Annotated in this window: 19 protein-coding genes; 8 read left to right on the forward strand and 11 right to left on the reverse strand. The window is 40.9% G+C overall.

Annotated elements, in window-relative coordinates; translation table 11 throughout:
* The first annotated feature begins 29 nt into the window (after positions 1-29).
* From ACUXV0_RS11545 to ACUXV0_RS11565, 5 genes are all read left to right on the forward strand, one after another.
* A complete protein-coding gene (locus ACUXV0_RS11545) occupies positions 30-1019 on the forward strand; it encodes a gliding motility protein GldB-related protein (RefSeq protein ID WP_446189706.1) in 990 nt (329 codons plus the stop codon).
* Positions 1019-2836: an ABC transporter ATP-binding protein gene (locus ACUXV0_RS11550; protein ID WP_446189707.1), complete on the forward strand. Its 1818-nt coding sequence runs from the start codon at positions 1019-1021 to the stop codon at positions 2834-2836. The genes ACUXV0_RS11545 and ACUXV0_RS11550 overlap by 1 nt, the downstream gene beginning before the upstream one ends.
* A 2-nt stretch (positions 2837-2838) precedes the next feature.
* The gene (locus ACUXV0_RS11555; RefSeq protein WP_446189708.1) at positions 2839-3255 is read left to right on the forward strand and encodes a Fur family transcriptional regulator; all 417 of its coding nucleotides are present in this window, start codon (positions 2839-2841) and stop codon (positions 3253-3255) included.
* Positions 3255-3854 (forward strand): ribosome biogenesis GTP-binding protein YihA/YsxC, encoded by a 600-nt coding sequence (gene yihA, locus ACUXV0_RS11560; RefSeq protein WP_446189709.1) that lies wholly within the window; start codon positions 3255-3257, stop codon positions 3852-3854. The genes ACUXV0_RS11555 and yihA overlap by 1 nt, the downstream gene beginning before the upstream one ends.
* 119 nt (positions 3855-3973) lie before the next feature.
* Positions 3974-4882, forward strand: a complete 909-nt coding sequence (locus ACUXV0_RS11565) for an ROK family protein (protein WP_446189710.1) — start codon at positions 3974-3976, stop codon at positions 4880-4882.
* A 4-nt stretch (positions 4883-4886) separates the two neighbouring features.
* On the opposite strand, the gene ACUXV0_RS11570 is transcribed toward ACUXV0_RS11565, so the two are convergent.
* On the reverse strand, positions 4887-5354 hold the full coding sequence (locus ACUXV0_RS11570; protein ID WP_446189711.1) for a hypothetical protein: 468 nt from the start codon (positions 5352-5354) through the stop codon (positions 4887-4889).
* A 238-nt stretch (positions 5355-5592) separates the two neighbouring features.
* On the opposite strand from ACUXV0_RS11570, the gene ACUXV0_RS11575 reads away from it, so the two are divergent.
* Entirely contained in the window at positions 5593-6318 is a 726-nt protein-coding gene (locus ACUXV0_RS11575; protein WP_446189712.1) for an outer membrane beta-barrel protein, read from the forward strand.
* A gap of 92 nt (positions 6319-6410) precedes the next feature.
* Positions 6411-7283 (forward strand): sugar phosphate isomerase/epimerase family protein, encoded by an 873-nt coding sequence (locus ACUXV0_RS11580; RefSeq protein WP_446189713.1) that lies wholly within the window; start codon positions 6411-6413, stop codon positions 7281-7283.
* Here ACUXV0_RS11580 and ACUXV0_RS11585 read toward each other — a convergent pair.
* From ACUXV0_RS11585 to ACUXV0_RS11595, 3 genes are read right to left on the reverse strand one after another with little or no spacing between them, the layout of a single operon-like run.
* Entirely contained in the window at positions 7280-8533 is a 1254-nt protein-coding gene (locus ACUXV0_RS11585; RefSeq protein ID WP_446189714.1) for an Nramp family divalent metal transporter, read from the reverse strand. The two genes, ACUXV0_RS11580 and ACUXV0_RS11585, sit on opposite strands and share 4 nt — an antisense overlap.
* Complete coding sequence (gene fbp / locus ACUXV0_RS11590; protein WP_446189715.1) at positions 8530-9537, reverse strand: class 1 fructose-bisphosphatase; 1008 nt, start codon at positions 9535-9537, stop codon at positions 8530-8532. Before fbp ends, ACUXV0_RS11585 begins: the two co-directional genes overlap by 4 nt.
* A gap of 27 nt (positions 9538-9564) precedes the next feature.
* Positions 9565-10578, reverse strand: coding sequence for a PfkB family carbohydrate kinase (locus tag ACUXV0_RS11595; RefSeq protein WP_446189716.1), 1014 nt, complete (start codon positions 10576-10578; stop codon positions 9565-9567).
* A 40-nt stretch (positions 10579-10618) separates the two neighbouring features.
* Between ACUXV0_RS11595 and ACUXV0_RS11600 the strand changes: the two genes are divergently transcribed.
* Complete coding sequence (locus tag ACUXV0_RS11600) at positions 10619-10762, forward strand: hypothetical protein (RefSeq protein ID WP_446189717.1); 144 nt, start codon at positions 10619-10621, stop codon at positions 10760-10762.
* A gap of 40 nt (positions 10763-10802) precedes the next feature.
* Here ACUXV0_RS11600 and ACUXV0_RS11605 read toward each other — a convergent pair whose 3' ends face one another.
* The 7 genes from ACUXV0_RS11605 to ACUXV0_RS11635 form a co-directional block, all read right to left on the reverse strand.
* Positions 10803-11567: an SDR family NAD(P)-dependent oxidoreductase gene (locus ACUXV0_RS11605; protein WP_446189718.1), complete on the reverse strand. Its 765-nt coding sequence runs from the start codon at positions 11565-11567 to the stop codon at positions 10803-10805.
* Between the two features lie 13 nt (positions 11568-11580).
* Positions 11581-12876 carry an MFS transporter gene (locus tag ACUXV0_RS11610; protein ID WP_446189719.1) on the reverse strand — a complete coding sequence of 432 codons (1296 nt, stop codon included), beginning with the start codon at positions 12874-12876 and terminating at the stop codon, positions 11581-11583.
* An 84-nt stretch (positions 12877-12960) separates the two neighbouring features.
* Entirely contained in the window at positions 12961-13302 is a 342-nt protein-coding gene (locus ACUXV0_RS11615) for a cupin domain-containing protein (protein ID WP_446189720.1), read from the reverse strand.
* A 30-nt stretch (positions 13303-13332) separates the two neighbouring features.
* The gene (locus ACUXV0_RS11620) at positions 13333-14085 is read right to left on the reverse strand and encodes an SDR family NAD(P)-dependent oxidoreductase (protein ID WP_446189721.1); all 753 of its coding nucleotides are present in this window, start codon (positions 14083-14085) and stop codon (positions 13333-13335) included.
* Positions 14086-16329 carry an alginate lyase family protein gene (locus ACUXV0_RS11625; RefSeq protein WP_446189722.1) on the reverse strand — a complete coding sequence of 748 codons (2244 nt, stop codon included), beginning with the start codon at positions 16327-16329 and terminating at the stop codon, positions 14086-14088.
* A complete protein-coding gene (locus tag ACUXV0_RS11630) occupies positions 16326-16553 on the reverse strand; it encodes a hypothetical protein (RefSeq protein WP_446189723.1) in 228 nt (75 codons plus the stop codon). Before ACUXV0_RS11630 ends, ACUXV0_RS11625 begins: the two co-directional genes overlap by 4 nt.
* Before the next feature lie 17 nt (positions 16554-16570).
* The gene (locus tag ACUXV0_RS11635; RefSeq protein WP_446189724.1) at positions 16571-18580 is read right to left on the reverse strand and encodes a polysaccharide lyase 6 family protein; all 2010 of its coding nucleotides are present in this window, start codon (positions 18578-18580) and stop codon (positions 16571-16573) included.

The raw sequence follows: 18580 nt of genomic DNA on the forward strand, positions 1-18580 counted from the left end.
CGTTGTACATCTCAAAAGATTAATAAATTATGACAAAAAGCCTGAAACTTATCTTCACACTTAGCTTGCTCATCACATTGATCTGGGGCTGTGAAGAGAACACAAAAACGATAAACTCAACAGACCCATTAGATATCAATCTGGTACGTTTTGACCAGCAATTGATGTCGCTGGAAAGCAAAGAAGATTTACAGGATTTTCTGGAAAAGAACCCCTGGTATTCAAAGAGCCTATACAGAGCCTTCCCTGAAGACACTTCATTTATCAGCCACCTTTTTGAGATTATTTCTCACCCGGGGAGCCGTGCCTTTTATCAGGAAACTGATAGCATTTTTGGTAATTATGAATCGCTAAGACAAGAATTTGGAAAGGCCTTTGCCAATATCAAACAAACCTACCCTGACTTTAAAGTTCCTTCTGTGTATATCACTTTTACAGGCCTTGAAAACGACCTTTTTGTTGGAGACTCCATTGTGATTATCTCATCAGAGGCCTTTGCCGGACCATCGGCGAGCTATAGGCCAGACCAGCCAGAGTATATACAGCTGAGGTATCAGCCGGAGTATATCGTACCCACAGTGGTAAGACTAATGGCAGGGCCATACATTGAGAATAACCCTGGCGGCGAACTCCTGAATGATATGATCTTCTTCGGAAAGTCTTTTGAGTTCACAAAGGCCATGTTGCCGGAAACTCCTGAATCTCAAATCATAGCTATTCCTGATAGCTCGCTGGAGGGCAACTGGTATAACCAGGACATCATTTGGGCTCATTTCATAGATAAGCAATTGCTCTATGAGCAAAACCGGAGAGTAAAGGAAAAGTATATCGGTGAGCGACCGAAGGTGCCTGAAATTGGACCATCCTGCCCAGGCCGCGTAGGTCAATGGCTAGGCTGGAGAATCATCGATAAGTTCAGAACCGAAAACCCGAAAGTCTCGTTAGAAGAGTTACTTAAGATTAAAGATCCTCAGGAAATTCTTCGTAAATCGAAGTATCGAGGATTAGTAGAAGAGTAATGGCACAGGAAAAGAAAAGTGTTTTGGATGAAATAGCTCCAAAAGAAAAAAGAAAGATTAGCCGGGATGGTTTACAAAAAGCCAAAAAGCTCTTTCGGTACATTTTACCATACAAGTGGACCTTCATTATCGGCTTGATTTTTCTGGTGCTGTCTACCAGTACTACCTTGACTTTTCCTAGTCTTATAGGCGAAGTAACCCGCGTGATAGAAGGCGGTTCAGATTTCAGCTTAAATCAGGTTGTCCTGTTTTTTGGACTCATTCTTTTGCTCCAGGGAGTATTTTCATTTTTCAGGGTGTACTTCTTTGCTGTGGTAAGTGAGAATGCCTCGGCAGACGTCAGGAGAAACGTTTATAATAAGTTTATCAGCCTTCCCATTGCCTTTTTTGAGAAGAATCGAGTGGGCGATTTATTGAGTAGAATCACGGCAGACGTGAGTGCCTTTCAAAGCATTTTATCTCTTACTCTCGCCGAATTTTTCAGACAGGTCGCCACTTTAGTTGTTGGTATTGCCATCATCTTTTATATCTCCTGGAAGCTCACACTTTTCATGTTGCTTACCTTCCCGATAGTAGTTATTGCCGCATTTTTCTTTGGCAAATACATTCGGGTGCTGAGCAGAAAAGTTCAGGAGACCCTTGCTGCCGCCAATACACAAGTAGAAGAGACTTTGCAGAGTATCACCGTGGTAAAAGGATTTACAAATGAGCGTCTGGAGAGTGGAAAGTATAATAATGCCATGACCGATATTGTGAAACTGGCATTGAGAGCAGCCTCTATCAGAGGTGGGTTTATCTCCTTTGCTATCGTGGGCTTGTTTGGCGGTATCATGCTGGTGGTTTGGTATGGAGGTGGTTTGGTAGAGGCCGGCGAAATTGCATTGGCAGACCTTATGTCATTTTTGTTTTATACTGCCTTTATTGGTGCATCACTAAACGGATTGGGTGACATCTACGCCCAAATTCAGAAAAGCATCGGAGCATCTGAAAGGCTGCTTGAGATTCTGGATGAGCCTGTTGAGGTAGAGCTAGAAGATGATATAGAAGAACTTCATTTAAAAGGAGAAATTGACTACCAAAACCTGCGTTTTTCTTATCCTTCACGGCCAGACATAGAAGTTCTCCAAGGCTTCAGTATGAATATCAAGCCTGGAGAAAAGATAGCCCTGGTGGGGCAAAGTGGGGCAGGAAAGTCGACGATTGTGCAGTTGCTCATGCGTTTTTACTCAGACTATGAAGGTGATATCCTGATCGATGGCAAGTCTGCAGGCTCCTACAATATCACAGCTTTGAGAAAACAAATGGCGATTGTACCGCAAGAGGTCATTCTGTTTGGCGGTAGTATTGAAGAAAACATACGTTACGGTAAGCCTGATGCTACCGAAGAAGAAGTTTTGGATGCTGCTCGAAAAGCTAATGCAATGGAGTTTATTGACCGCTTCCCTGAAGGTATGAAGACGATTGTGGGTGAGCGTGGTGTTAAACTTTCAGGTGGTCAGAGACAACGCATTGCCATAGCGAGAGCCATACTCAAAGACCCCGTAATCTTACTTCTGGATGAAGCCACAAGTGCTTTGGATTCTGAATCAGAGCATTTGGTGCAGGAGGCCCTGGGTCAGCTCATGGAAAACCGTACCACTATTATCATTGCCCATAGGCTGGGGACAGTGAAAAATGTAGATCAGATTTATGTCATAGATCATGGCAAAGTAGCTGAAAAGGGTACGCATAAAGAGTTAATTTTGAATCCAGAAGGAATTTATTCAAATTTGGTTAAGCTGCAGATGGAGCATAATTCAATAGAAACGGAGGCATAGAAATGGAGGCAAGAACGGTATTAAAATCTTTTAGCTTACGGCATACAGATTGTCGTGAAGAGGTATTGAACGCGTTTATGAGCAATTCTGCCGCACTTTCTCATGGAGATGTAGAAGGGCAGGTAGATGACAGATATGACCGTGTTACCATTTACAGAACACTCAAAACTTTTGTAGAGAAAGGCCTCATTCATAAAATTCCGGATGCTGACGGAGGAAGCAAATATGCCTTATGTAAAGAGGAGGAATGCTCTACCGATAACCACCATCATGATCACGTACACTTTAAGTGTAATGAATGTGGAGATACCACCTGCCTTGAAACCATTCACATACCCGGAATAGAACTACCTCAGGGCTACCAAAGAGAAGACATCAGTTTATTAATAGAAGGGCGATGCCCAAAGTGTAAAGATTAATGCATCCGATAAAAGCAGAGTTTGTCAAAAGTGCACCTCGTGTAGAAGACTGTCCAAAACCAATTCACCCAGAATATGCCTTTATTGGTCGTTCTAATGTTGGGAAGTCTTCACTTATCAATATGCTGACCGGCAATAAGAAACTAGCTAAGACCTCTTCTACCCCGGGCAAAACACAACTAATCAATCACTTTCTGATAGAAGACCACTGGTATTTAGTGGATTTGCCTGGTTATGGCTTTGCCAAAGTACCTCTGAAGGAGAAGGCCAAATGGGAAAAAATGACCTGGGATTACCTGGAACAAAGGGAGAATTTACTTTATGTTTTTGTCTTGATAGACAGTAGAATACCTCCACAAAAAATAGACATCGAGTTTGTCAATAAACTTGGGGAAAAGGAAATTCCTATCAAAATCATCTTTACCAAGTGGGATAAAGTGAAGCCTATGAAAGGTCAAAAAAACATCAATGACTTTAAAATGGCCCTGGCAGAACGTTGGGCTATTTTGCCCGAGCATTATATCACATCTTCTGAGAAAGGTATGGGCAGACTGGAAGTCCTGCAGCTCATTGATGAAATCAACGCTTCAAATAATTAATATTTTTTAAAAATTAAGGGCTCGTTCATAACCTTTTTGCATAATCTTTGCAAAATGATGCTCCAAAAAGACATTTTGGATTATATTTGTCACGCATTAACCCTTGGAAAAAACAACAAATGGCAACAGAATATCTGGGTATAGACATCGGAGGTACAAACGTTAAAATGGGTATCGTAGATGCCGAAACAGGTAATATCACAAACTTTTACAGTCATGATACAGGCAGCTGGCGTAAGTCTGGCCACTTTGTAAAACGACTGGGAGATGCCATAGCTTTGCAATTAAAAGAGAACCCACATGTTCAAAAAGGTGGAATAGGTGTTCCGGGCCTTATTACCAGAGATCGTCAAAGCTTAATTGAGATCACGGCTATTCCTGAAATCAATGGTATTTCGGTTATACCTGAACTGGAGGCTCGTTTTGAGGGTAAAAAGTTCTTTTTAGAAAATGATGCAAATGCTGCCGCGTTAGGTGAATATTATTTCGGTGAAGATGGAGTGCCTGAAGATTATATCTTCGTAACCCTTGGTACTGGTGTAGGCGGTGCAGCTATTATAGATAAACAAGTTTTTAAAGGCGGTAGCGGAAACGCTATGGAGCCTGGTCATATGCCTTCTAAAAACGGCAAAGTGCTGGAGAGAAACATTGGAAAAGTAGAGCTACTTGACCTTGCCAATGGAATGAGAGCCGAGTGGACCGGCGAAACTACTTTAGCAGCTGATGGCACTATATCTACTACAGGATTGGTAGCTGCGGCCTCTGAGGGAGACAAATTGGCCCTGGCTATTTTCGATGAAGTAGGTACTCTGCTGGGTGATGGTTTAGTTTCAATGATCAGAATACTTGATATCACCACAATATTGATCGGTGGTGGCCTTTCAGCTTCTTTTGAGTACATTATGCCAGCCGTTAATCGTCAGATCAACTACTGGTTAACTCCGTATTACACAGAGAGCCTTGAAATTAAGAGAGCAACCCTTGGCAATGACGCCGGCCTGCTTGGTGCAGCTAGCTTGTGCTTCTAATCTCTTACTGATTTAAGATAGACTGAACCATTCTTGGCTGAATTACGGCTGCAGCAATTCTATCGGATTGTAATGCCGCAAAACCTCTCCAAACCGTGGTGTATCCTTGCGTTTCTACCATTTGTATTAACAGGGTCTTGCCTTTGGTTTTCATCTTGCCTGTTTCAAGCCCGGCCTCGGTAGAGTTTCCACTGAGAAGCTTAACGCCTTTAGGCAATTCTTTTACAAAAACTACCACCTCAGGGTTGACATTATCGTAGAAGTAATTCTTGCTTTGAAGGTCTACAAAAACAGCTTTTTGAAGAGGCGACCACATGGCCTTATCCTCTGGAGAATCTCCTGCGAATGCGAAGCCCTTCAGCTCTTCTGATTTGGTTATGCCAATGTTTCCGTTGGTCTTATAACTTGATTTCATACAGCTGCTCATAGCCAACGAAACCACGACAAATAGAGATAATAATATGCTTTTCATTTCAATAGAGGTTGTGTTACAAAGGTCGGTAGAAGGGCTCTGATTTACCAAAATAAATGGTACTATTTAAATATTTTATGTAATTAAAATACTTTATTCTTCGTTTTCACTTTTCTCCCCGTATTCGTTTCCTCTACTGAATTATTCGTAAAATTTAATTCTTTGACTCCTGAAGCAACTTTTAATAAAAAACCATCATCTGACCTCCAAAAGCTATCAAACTATAACAAAATCAATTATGAAAAAGCTATTTAAAACACTTTCAATTGCCATTTTGGCCATCACTTCAATAAATACAATACAGGCTCAAGATTACGATCACCACCGCGACTGGGACTCAGAATGGGATGATAACGATCAACATAGAAAGTCTCATAGAAGAGAAAATATGTTTGACAAAAAAGACTTCGGTCTTGTACTGGCTCTTAACAATTTTGACGCTGCAGTGGATATGCCAGAGCTTAGTACCTGGCAGTCAAGATATGTGGCCTTACAATGGAGAAGGAATAACAAACTTATCACTGGCAGACATGTAGATGTGGCCTTAGGTACGGGTCTTGAATTCGCCTGGAATAACCTGATGATGCGTTATGACGAGCAATATTTTGAGGCTGGTAATATCTCAGACTTTGAACTGGTAGATGAAACACTAATCAAATCAAAGCTGGTCAATAACTTCGTGAACATACCTGTAATGTTACAGTTTGGCTTTAAAGAAAGCAATTTCAGACTAGGCATAGGGGCTTATGGTGGAGTGCGAATTAACAGTTATCAGAAGTTTGAAGATGCCTACGGCAAATTCAAAGAAAAAGGAGAGTATAACCTGAGAAGGTTTAACTATGGACTAATGGCAGAAGCCGGTAGAGGTGACGTCAGACTATTTGCGAAGTATGATATGCAGCCCTTATTTAATGATAATAACCCCATCAATGCCAATGTCTTTTCCATTGGATTAAGACTTTAAACAGAACGGGTGCCGCATAAACTCGGCACCCATTTCACACTTTTTCTCAGCGAAAAATGCTTAAATTACTATTCGTTTAATTGCCATAATTCTTGAGAAAACCATCGACCCTAAACAGAAGAAATTTCCTAGCAAGCACGGTTATACTTCCATTTTTAAACTACAAGAAGAATACACCAAAGCTTTGTTATAACACCATGGCCTGCCCGTCATGGAACTTTAAGCAAATTATAGATAAGGCCAAGGTCTATGGCTTTGGGGCCGTAGAACTGAGATGCTACCTTGATCAAAGAGACCTCTTTAATCACCCAGATTTTTCGGCTACAAACATCCCTTCACTGAAGAGGATCGCCAATGATAACGGTGTTAAAGTCCTTATGCTTAACTCAAGCACCCAACTACACCACCGAGAACCTAAAAAAAGAAAGCAGCATTTAGACGATGCTAAAAGGTATATTGACTTGGCAGAAAAACTTGAAACTCCCTTTATCAGAGTATTTCCTGATAAGCTTTTGGGAGATGATCCTTTAGGGCCTATTCTTTCCGGACTTCAAACTTTAAACGATTATGCCAAAGAAAGTGGCGTAGAAGTGCTTCTTGATGCTCATGGTGATTTAGTAGATTCAAACCAATTATTAAGTGTTCTACAAACCACGGGGAATCGGCTGATCTGGGATCAATTCAATATGTACAAGAAAACGGGAGAAGCGACCAATTCAATGGTTAAGACCTTACAATCAAAAATTGCGGTGGCACAATACAAAGATGGTTTGATTGACACAGACGGCAGCTTTCACTATACTCTTCCAGGAAAAGGTCAGTTTCCTATTGAGCCCGTTCTTAATGCTTTGAAAAGTATAAACTTTAAGGGCTACTTAAGTTTTGAATGGGAAAAACATTGGCACCCTGAACTGGCTAACCCTGATATTGCTTTACCTGCTTTTGTGAGGTATATCAATAGTTAAAGTGAATTCATAATAGCAGCTGCCCCGTTATAAGAAATGAGCACCGAAAATATAAATGCTATTACAAGGCCAACATTAAGCCATACTCCTGCCCTATGCTCACCCATTAAGTCTTTTTTATTGATCAATAAAATGATACTTAATATGACTAAGGGTAGCACAAAAACATTAAATACTTGAGAAAGTATTTGTACCTCTATGGGGTTTCCACCCTGTAAAACACCAAAAAGTGCAATACCTGCAAAAACAGCTGTAATAATCCTGAATTGAATAGAACCAGTGTCCATTTTCTTGCCTTGAAAATCTTCTATCATAATTGGAGTAATCAGCATTATCGGGAAAATAGAAGATAAGCCCGCCGAAAGTAACCCAGCAAAAAAGATAACCACTGCAAAATCTCCTGCAAGAGGTCTTAGTATTTCAAACATATCTAAAACGTTCGTGATAGAGCCCGATGAATTCTTAAAGGCTCCGGCTGATACTCCCATAATAGATGCACAGATCAAAAAGATCATAATGACAGCCCATAGGCCATCTTTCCGCTGCTGATGTATCATTGACCGATCCCATCCCTTGCCTTGAATAAACAAGGGTCTGGATATAAAAGTAGCTGCCGCCATAGTGGTACCAACAAAAGCCACAAGTAGCATGGTAGCTCCCTCAACTTTTGGTACCTGAGGTACAAAACCAGAAATAACTGTACTTAATAAAGGTGGTGTTATGAAAAGACCTACGATAAACGAAAGACCTAATAAGGAGACAAAAACGATTAGTATTTTCTCAAATCTTGAATATGATCCCTGGATCAAAATCCAATAAAAAAGGGAAAGAATAATGCCTCCTATAAGTTTTGGAATCCAATCAGAAGTGGAAAATTGAGGAAAATATAAAATCATTACCTCAAATACGGCATTTGAGGTAATGCCTAAAATGCCTACTAAGGAATTTACCTGCCCGAAAGAAATACCCAGAATTATAAATCCCGCAAGGTATGTTCCAAGGCCAAGCTTTTCTCTGATAGCTCTTAATGATGTCTGACCCGTGACTAAAGCAAACCTTCCATATGCTTCTATTAACACAAATGAGAACAGACAACTCAGGAAAAGTACCCATAGTAAATCCATCCCAAACTTACTCCCTGCCACAATCATCGACGTGACACTTCCCGTGCCTATAGTAAAGCCAATGGCCATAATACCAGGACCAACCTTTTTTAGCTGATCAAATAATCTGGAGATGGATAATTTCACAATTCTTGGTTCAAAAAGCCTTTAAGCTCATTAATCATATTTTTAGATCCGGTAAAAAACGGTACTCTTTGATGAAGCGAAGTAGGCTCTATATCTAATACAGACCCCGTACCATCTGTTTCTCCACCGCCGGCCTGCTCTGCTAATAAAGCAATTGGATTACACTCATAGAGCAAACGGAGTTTACCGTTGGTGTCTGTCTTGGTGCCAGGATACATATAAATACCACCCTTCAGCAGGTTACGGTGAAAATCAGCCACTAATGACCCCACATATCTGGACTTATAAGCACTCTTGCCATCGGTGCTTTTACAGTAATTCAAATATTCGTTTATGCCTGGCTCAAAAGATGCACAGTTACCTTCGTTTATGGAATAAATTGACCCGTCTTCCGGCTGTTTCATATCCGGGTGAGAGAGATAGAATGTTCCTAAAGCAGGGTTTAACGTGAAACCATTCACTCCGTTACCTGTAGTGAAAACCAGCATGGTGGAGCTACCATAAATGATGTAACCTGCAGAAATTTGGTTTCTTCCTTTTTGTAGAAAGTCTTCCTGAGTTACTGGTGTGCCTACAGGAGTCACTCTTTTATAGATTGAAAAAATAGTGCCTACTGAAACATTAACATCAATATTACTGGAGCCATCCAGTGGGTCTATTAGAAGCACATATTTGTTTTGATGATTCTTATCCTGACTGTTTATGGTGATAAAACTTTCCTCTTCTTCAGAGGCAATTCCACAGACTATCTCTCGCTTAGATAAGGTATCTATGAAGGTCTTATTGGCCATGAGATCCAGCTTTTGCTGTGATTCGCCCTGAACATTGATCTCACCTACCTCACCAATCAAATCCACAAGACCGGCCTTATTTACTTCATGATTTACAATTTTGGTGGCCAGGCCAATTCCATTGAGAAGTTTTGTCAACTCTCCTGAAGAGTAGCTGAATGAGTCTTGTTTCTCAATAATAAACTCCCCTAAAGTCTGATGCTTTATTTTCATTTTCTTGTCCATTTTTTGTGTGGAACACTAGCGTTTTATTCTACCTGAGCTATCGCCCAGCATTACGTTTTCAATTTCTTCAATACCCGCCAGATTGATATCGCCCGGAATGGTATGCTTTAAAGCAGAGGCTGCCGTACCAAAACAGATAGATTTTAAGTCATCCTCATAAATGAGCTGCCCATAAATAAAGCCTCCCAGAAAGGCATCTCCACCTCCTACCCGGTCCACTATATAAGTGATGTCGTTTTCTTGTGAAGACCACAGCCTTTCCCCATCATAGAGCATTGAAGATATCTTATTATGGTGTGAGCTAATTTGCTCTCTATTGGTATTCACCACTTTGGTGATCCCTTGATACATCTTCATAGTGTCATGGCTGGTACGCTCAAAACTCTCATGACATGAAGACAGCGGAGCTCCAAGTAACTCATGCATATTGGCTTCATTCGCTAATAAGACATTAGAATAAGAAGCAAGCTCGGGTAATATATCCTGTGGTTTCTTACCGTATTTCCATTGATCGCTTCTATAGTAAATATCGCTGGATACAGTAATCCCCATTTTTTGGGCGGTTTTTACAGCATCTAAACAGGCAGTGGCGGCCGACTGGCTTAAAGCGGCCGTTATACCACTCCAGTGAAACCAGTCCGTTTCCTTCAATATTTCTTCCCAGTCAAACCAAGCAGGATCAAGATTTTGAAAGGCAGAATTTTCACGGTCATACACGATCTGACTCGCCCGCATGCTTGCCCCCTTTTCTATGTAATACAGGCCCATTCTTTGACCCTTTTCAATCACATAGCGGGTATCCAGGTTAAGCTGTTTCAGGTAGTTGGCAGCTTTTTCTCCTATTAGGTTTTTCGGAAAAACAGTAACATGACAGGCGTCAATTCCAAACCTGGCTAATGAGGCCGAAACGTTCATTTCTGAGCCCCCATATGACAAATCGAACTGTTCTGCCTGTTCTATTTTCTGGTAGTCGGGTGCCGAAAAACGAAGCATCACCTCTCCAAAACTTACCACCCTTTTAGATTTCATAACTTCGAATAATTGAATTGATAATCAACACTTTACAACCATGAAGAAAACGATTAGAAATGAAATAACTCCGATTGTTCTGATAAATAATCACGGTATCGTTGCCGGTAACGATGACAAAAAAGCAAAGGGGACTATAACTGGTTATAAATCCCCTATATTTTGCCTTTCACCTAACTTATAAACAACCCTGATAGGTCACATTAAACAGCCTTAACGGTATACTATATACCCAATGCCTGACCTCCACCAATCTGAATAGTCTCTGCCGTGATGAAAGAGGCGTCATCACTTGATAAGAATGAAACAACCGAAGCCACTTCCTCAGGTTGACCAAGTCTACCCAACATGATATTATTCTTCCAAGAGGCAAAAACTTCAGGTTTAGTAGATTTAATCTGAGCATGAAAAGGAGTATCAATCGTTCCCGGAGAAACAGCATTGACTCGAATTCCATATTCGGCAAGGTCTTTAGCCAACGCTCTTGTAATAGCATGTACACCCGCTTTTGAGGTTCCATAAATACCAGCACCAGGTCCACCGGCATTCCATCCGGCATTAGAGGTATAGTTAATAATCGTAGCGTTTTCCCCTTTTTTGAGGAAAGGTATTGCCGCTCGTGAGGCAAAAAATACAGAATCTAGATTCAGAGCCATTACAAAACGATAAAACTCTGTGGTCATTTCCTCGAATCTTGATCTTCCGCCAAGCCCACCGGCATTATTAACCAAGACGTCTATACGCCCATATTTCTCACCTATTGTCGTAATATTTTTTGTCACTTCCTCTTCTTTAGTGACGTCAAAACCATAGTACTCAGCATCAATCCCTTCTGCCGTCAATTCTTTAATTCTTTCAGCACCTGCCTCATCATTGATTCCATTAAGAATCACAGTAAAACCGTCTTTGCCAAGTCTTTTGGCTACTTCAAAACCAATACCGCCTGTTGCTCCTGTGATAACGGCAACTTTCGCTCCTGATTGACTCATTTTAATTCTTCGTTTATTTTGTTTGTGATAGTAATTTGATTTTTGGGATCAGAACCCATACGCTTAGCATAGTCAGAATTGCCAATGCAGCCCCAATAATAAAAGCCGGGGTATAATTGCCACCACTGGTAAGCCAGGGTACCAAATAGGTTAAGCCTGCTGCCGTTAACTTGGCGGCCATACCTGAATAGCCTGCCAGTGTTCCCACAGTTTTGCCATGATAGATATCACTAGGCAGTGTTTGTATATTCCCAATGGCGGCTTGGAAACCAAAAAGGATAACTGCCATAATAAGAACAGCCTGTGTGGGACCACCCGGATTAGACATCGCCAGCAAGGCCGGTAACATTATTACACAGCCTAAAGTAATGACCAGCTTTCTAGTTTTATCAATACTCCAGCCCATCTTTAGTCTGTTTTGAGCTAAAATTCCACCAAACCATGCTCCCAGCATTGCTCCCACATAAGGTACCCAACCATAAAGCCCTATAGACTTAACATCCATACCATAGACTTCATTGAGGTAAATCGGAATCCAGAATACAAACAGCCACCAAATCGGGTCGATCATGGCTGAAGCCAGAATAACTCCCCAGCTTTCTTTCTTGCCTAATAAACTTTCCTCCTCTGGAGGAGAGTCTTTATCGCTTGTCCCATCCTTTTGCTCATTTAACTGACCACTTAGTATATACTGCTTTTCTTCTTCTGTGAGCCAAGGATGACTTTCAGGTGAAGATTTGACAATAAAAAACCAAGGCAAAAGCCATAAAAGGCCCACTAAACCAACCAATATGAAAATATATTGCCATGAAAAGAATACCGAAAGCGTGGCAATAAGCGGAATAGAAATAATTCCCCCGATAGCTGCACCAGAATTAAACAATCCTTGGGCAAAGGCCCTTTCTTTGGTAGGAAACCATTCTCCATTAGCCTTAGCTGCTCCGGGCCAGTTGCCTGCTTCTGCTATGCCCAATAGAGACCGAAATAAAGCAAACACAGCAAAGGAGTTAGCCAATGCATGCAGTGCTGTAGCTATAGACCATACACCGATAGAAAGGCCAAAACCTAGCCTTGTGCCTATCCAGTCGAATATTTTACCAAAAATAGCTTGACCAAAAGCATATGAAAACACAAAAATGATGGAGATGTATGAATAGATTTCCTTACGCTCATCATTTGATTTATCCGGGTAAAGGTCATTGGCTATTTCAGGCCATAACACATTGAGTGTTTGACGATCTATATAATTTATGATAGTTGCCAGGGCAATTAAACCTATCACCCACCACCGCAAGCCTTTTAATTTCATTGTCTTTATCGTTAGGTCAAGGAATTCTGAAATGGCAGAAAGTCTGTTTTATTATTTAAACAGACTTTCCACCGGGTTGAAAGGTTATACAAAATCCTCTCTCATAGGGCTAAAGAAGTCTAACAAAACTCCCTTCTCAGTACAAACCGCACCATGCAAAGCATGAGGAGGAATATAGAAAACATCTCCTTTTTTAAGTGTCTTTGTCTCACCATCAATGGTCACATCAAAAGACCCACTCTCTACAAATGTGGTTTGGCTATGGTAATGCTCATGCAGCTGGCCTACTCCGCCTTTTTCAAACTCTACTTTTACAAGCATAAGTTTGTCGTCATATGACATTATTTTTCTCCTTACAAGGTCGCTTACCTGCTCCCATTGTACATCTGTGTCTGCTACAAAATTCTCTGTCGCGTTATTAATCATTATTGAACTAGTTTTAAGGTTAAATTCGTCTTATGAGAAGGCCAGGCCTCCGTTTATATCAATATTATTTCCGTTAATAAATGTTGATCCATCTGAAGCCAGATATGCTACAAGATCTGCCACTTCTGACGCAGCACCTTCGCGTTTAAGTGGTGTAGACGCTGCTACTTTGGTACGTACCTCGTCTGTAGTGAAAGTATCGTGGAATGTAGTGGCAATCATTCCGGGGCATACAGCATTAGCCCTGATACCTTTTGGCCCCAGCTCTTTCGATAAAGCACGCGTAAAGGTGGTAATAGCTCCTTTAGAGGCCGCATAAATAGCCGACCCTCCACCGCCACCATCTCTGGCAGCCTGAGATGATAAATTGATAACAGAAGCCCCAGACTTCATTAAAGGGGCCACTGCCTGAGTCACAAAAACGGCCGAATTAAAATTCAAAGCCATCACAAAGTTCACAAAGTCCTCATCCATCTCTGCTAAGGTTTTACGAGCTACCAATCCACCTGCATTGTTCACCAGAACATGCACTTCATCTCCAAACGCCTTTTGAGTCTGCTCCATCATTTTTTTGATATCAGCAGCTTTGGTCATATCACCCTGCACGAGTATGGCCTCACCACCTTTTTCTTCAATCTCAGCTAAAGTTTGTTCCGCGGCTTCTTTACCACTGAAATAATTGACCACCACTTTCGCTCCTTCTGCAGCCAGTTTAAGTGAGATCATTTTGCCAATGTCTCTTCCTCCTCCTGTCACAATCGCTACTCTACCTTTTAGTTTCATTTATTCTTTTTCGTTTATGTTTTGTATGAAGTAATTGCCATTCCATTGAAACATCCCGTATTCGGTATCTATCCATTGGTATTGGTCTGGTTTATTGGTAATTACCAACAATACCTTTTGTTTGCTCTTTTTTGTAATAATGACGGCCGAGCAGGTCTTGTTCGCCATTAAAACCTTGATATTTTCTACAGTAGAGTATGGCTCTACAGCTTTCTCTGTTACTGGTGTATACGAACCGTGAGCTTCTATCAGCGAAGCAAAAGCAGTCAACCCTTTAGCCTCTTTTCTCCAAATAAATACAGGATCTCTTCTCAGGTTAAAATTTGGGTCTGCAGCTCCCGTACGAGCCATATAAAGACTGTCTCCCGTACTGGTCCCGAAGTGAAATGTGTAAAACCTCTGATGACTTAGAGTTGAAAAATAACTTCCGTTTTTATTAGTTCTGGCTTCAGCCTCTTTCCACAAGTGTTGGTAGCCATCAGCGGAGCCCATGGAAACCATGGACCCCAAAGCTGGCGTGTAATTAAAGTCCGTTTCCAGCAGTTGGCCGGTATAATAAACGGGATAATCATAGGAAGTTAATTCGGTAGACTGTGCCTTGAATATGTCAACGACAACAGGGTTTGAAAAGTAGCTTTCATCATCTACTACCACCAGTTGCCTTTCTAATGTAATACCCGGGTAAGCCATAGAATCTAAGGCAGATATAACCTGGATATTATTGTTCTCTATTTTTTGAATCTTTAACTCCGGAGAATACTTGTCAGCTTCTACCGTTTTACCCTGATACTGGGTTTGCTGGTTTACTACCAGTGTGTTATGACCAATCGTTTGCTTTGCAAAACTCGTATTCTCAGGCAGATAAACACCACCTGCTTTTTGTTCAATATTTACAAAACGAGCCATTCCATAATCCTGAACTACTTCTTCGCCATTCTCATAAAGTGAGAACGATAACTGATCAAAATGGCCATGACCCATTCCATGGCTGCCCGCCTTGAATACGAGATTTAGATCACCAGGCGTTCTGAGGATACCAATACCACCGAAGTCTCCGTTTACACCATCTCTGTAAATTTCGGAGCTTAATTTTAGCTCTTTTGCCTTATCTATATCCAGTACCACCTGTAAGCCAGACTGGTTTAAAGTAACTCTTCCCTGCTTCTCGGCGATTGATAAAAGTTCGGGGTCACGGCCTCCATAATTATAGGCTATATCTACGGCGGTTACTAAAGAACTATTATAGATAGACATCCCCTTTTGGGCATCATTTAATGGGAAGAAATCACCTTTAGATGTGGCCTGATTTAACAAGGCATACACAGACTTTATCAGCAGGCTGTCCCGATAGGCAAAAATATTGAGCTCTGGTCGTGTATTCTCCAGACTCTCTGCAAAGATTAAGAAAGGGTAAATCCCATATCTGTGGTAATACGCTCCTTCAGAGTACAAACCATCAGGCGAAAAGAGTCCCTCTATCTGAGCTAGAAAACCGCTTGTAGATTGACCATCCTGAGTGATTAAGCCGCCGTCATTATCAAACTTTAACTCTATCTCTCCGGCTGCTTTATAGCCATATAAGGCTCTATTGACTAAACTAGAATCATTCAGCACCAGCCCAAGCATACCTACGGCGGCACATCCCCAGGTACTATGATTATGTATACGATTAAAAAACTGAGGATTTTCTTCGGAGAGAAAGCGGGCGAAGGGAATCAGAAGATCGCCTTCTACCCTATCTCTATCTTCAACTTTTAACCTATGATAAACACAATCGTATGCTTGACTAACACCCACCAACCAGTTAGCATCGTTTAGGCATTGCCAGAATAACTTCCCTCTGGCATAAGATCTTGTAGCCGGATGCCTCTCCAAGGTTGGGTATAGATCTGCATATTTTAATAATCCATCAATGACAAAGTCAGCATATCTGGCATCACCTGTGATCTGGTATACATACCCGGCCGTCTCCATGAGTCGGTAATTTTTTCGGTGAGTCTCATGCGTATAGCCTCCAGCCATATCTTTTGGAACCGGCACATCCATCCCTTTTTGCATTTCTTTATCGAGAGATGCTATTGTGGCATCCAATGTCTCTTTAAAAAGATCTGCTTTACGTAGCTTTTTTCTTAACTGCTTTACACTTTGCGGAGACATGGTCAGGCTAGGGTGAGTCTGAGCATCTACTTTGCTTAAAGCAATGAAAATGAGGCAGAAGTATGTGATGTATATTCTTACTCTCATTTTAGTACGCCAATTGATTCGCCATCAGAGCCATTGATGCAGCTCGAATTCGTTTCGTAAATATTTTGAGAGCTATACCCTTCTCCTTTGACTGTCACTTCCGGGGTATTGAGAAGACAGATATCATGTACAAAGGTCTTAGGCTCACCTACAGTAAGGTGCACATTTATAGGCTTGGTATTGTCAAAAAGTGAATTTGCGATTTCAGTATTTTGAACACCCAATAACTCTATAGACGAGTCTATCTTGTTTTTTTACCATGGCCGATATTCTTGAATTCGCAATGATTTACGTTAAGCAAACCAGCTGTGGTACTTTCATCTGACCCTCCTCTGTACATTTTAAGAGCGGCTCCTTCTATGTCTTCAAACAAGCAGTTTTCAATAAGTACAGTTTCGGCGTTATAGATGCCTATGTCATCCTTTTCTGCATTTAATAGCAATACTGTTCCGCTAATGTTTTTAAAGCGAGTATTTCTGATAGAAATAGTATCTGCGAAGGTACTTTGAGCTACTTTCAAAACATTATATGAGTGATTAACATCCAGATTGGTGAAATCGCAGTCTTCTATGATCACTTTATAATTCTGATTCATAGAGTACCTACTCGTACTTATTACAGAATTAAGTGGAGCATCCAGGCTATTTTTCCCGTCAATTTTTAATCCTTTGAGTTTTAAACTGGCTCCGTTCTCAATGATGAAAAGCTGGGCATTTTCATAAGTTATGGTGGCCGCATTGGTGCTTTCAAAGCTTAATGGATGAGGTAGGCTCAATACCTTCGTTTGATTATATTTTCCTCCCGTAAGTTGAATCACATCACCCGGCTCAGACTTACTTACAGCGTCAGAAAGTGTATTTAACCCTTCTGATACCAGAATTACTTTACCAGACCCAAAGCCAGCTAAACCTTTCTGTTTTGGATACCAATTTACTCCGGTGTTATCTCTGTTGGCTATTTCATGATCAAAATGGGCTCCTGCTTTAATGTCAAGTGTGGGAATTAGCAGACCATTCTCATTTCTCTTACCAAATAAACTTTTCTTCTCAAAACCTTTAGTTGTTAGTCCTTCTAGTGATGTATTGTAGACATTTGAGCTAAATGAAACTCCTTTAAGCTCATCATAAACACCAAACTTCTGAGCTCTTCCATCCTGGTAAAACAGGTTAGCTGAAACCGTGGTAGTTTGTGGTATGGCACTACGCTCTTCATCACTACCAGCACAAAGCTCTATATACTCACAGTTGATAAATGTATTATGCTCTGCAATAGATTCTTTAACAGAAACATACCTGTTCAAAGGAGAGTTAGGCACCCCATTCATGATGGTCAAGGCCCCTCTGAAACGATTTCCCGTTAAACCCTCCAGATAATTATTTCGAACAGTCTGCTTTTCGTTGATAATTCTTATTCCACCAGTATGTGCTACTCCATTTCCAAAGAATACATTTCCTTCTACCAAGGTCTCATTTCCATGACGCATCGTCAGAGTTCCTTGTGACTCAAAGAAGGTATTGTATCTGTATGTATTCTGGTTTGATTTGTTTGAAATGATTTCATGCTCACCATTACAGCGGTAAAAATAATTATACTCTACAGTGGTATTAGAGTTCATCATTGAGTAGTGACTCGTACCAATTCTCAATGTCTCTCCTCCATTTGAACCCAGATTTTGGCGATAGCCAAAGTAATTATGATCTACTCTGTGAAAATTTTCAACGCTCTCCGGGCTATTAAGTCTTACAATCAAAGTCACACCTTGATTTCTTTTGTCAATAAACTGACAGTGGTCTACACGATTGTGCTTGCCATATAATACGACCCAAGCTTCGGTATTGAACCTTTCTAGGCCGTTGAAGTTATCTATCACACACTCCGTAAGGCGACTGTTATAGGCTAATGTCTTCGAGTCTTTTCTAAATGAAATTAATTCTGTTGTTGGTGAATTTCCGTTTTTGAAAACTAAACCTTCTACATGAAGAAAACTACCTGCTAACCTGAGGTTAGACTGACCTGTGATGATCACCTGCCCTTTCTGTTCAGAGCGTAATATGATTGGCTTTTCTTTGGTCCCTTGGGCATGGAAAAGAATCTCTGCGTCTTTCCATTCACCGTTGGCCATGATTATCGTATCGCCGGGTTTGGCATTTTTAATCGCCTCTTTGAGCTCTGCCTTAGTATTTACTAAGCTCTCTTTCCCAAAAGAAGCAATTGAAATTAGAAGTAAGAATAGGTAATAGGTCTTTTTCAT

It is taken from the genome of Jiulongibacter sp. NS-SX5, from assembly GCF_052828545.1.